We start from the raw sequence: 358 nt of genomic DNA, 5'->3' as shown, positions 1-358 counted from the left end.
ATTAAGCTTTTACCTTAAATGCTTTTACACCCGGAAAATAAGCTACATCGCCCAGCTCTTCTTCTATACGAAGCAATTGGTTGTATTTTGCCATACGATCTGAACGTGAAGCCGAACCGGTTTTAATCTGCCCGCAGTTAAGCGCCACAGCAAGGTCTGCAATGGTTGTATCTTCAGTTTCTCCCGAACGGTGAGACATTACTGAAGTATACCCGGCATTGTGTGCCATATTTACAGCAGCAATAGTTTCGGTAAGTGTACCAATCTGGTTTACTTTTATAAGTATTGAGTTGGCAATACCATTTTCTATACCTTTAGAAAGACGCTCTACGTTGGTAACAAATAAATCATCCCCTAC

At 41.1% G+C, this 358-nt stretch carries 1 pseudogene; it reads right to left on the bottom strand.

Annotated features, from left to right (window positions below):
- Position 1 precedes the first annotated feature (1 nt).
- Positions 2-358 (bottom strand): annotated as a pseudogene (gene eno, locus ACMGDM_RS20645) (phosphopyruvate hydratase); the annotation flags it as partial.

This window comes from Sphingomonas larreae (genome assembly GCF_051400595.1).
In the GTDB taxonomy this organism is placed as follows: Bacteria; Pseudomonadota; Alphaproteobacteria; order Sphingomonadales; family Sphingomonadaceae; genus Sphingomonas.
Note: the sequence above shows the minus strand (reverse complement) of the source record. Positions and strands in the feature narration are given on the sequence as shown.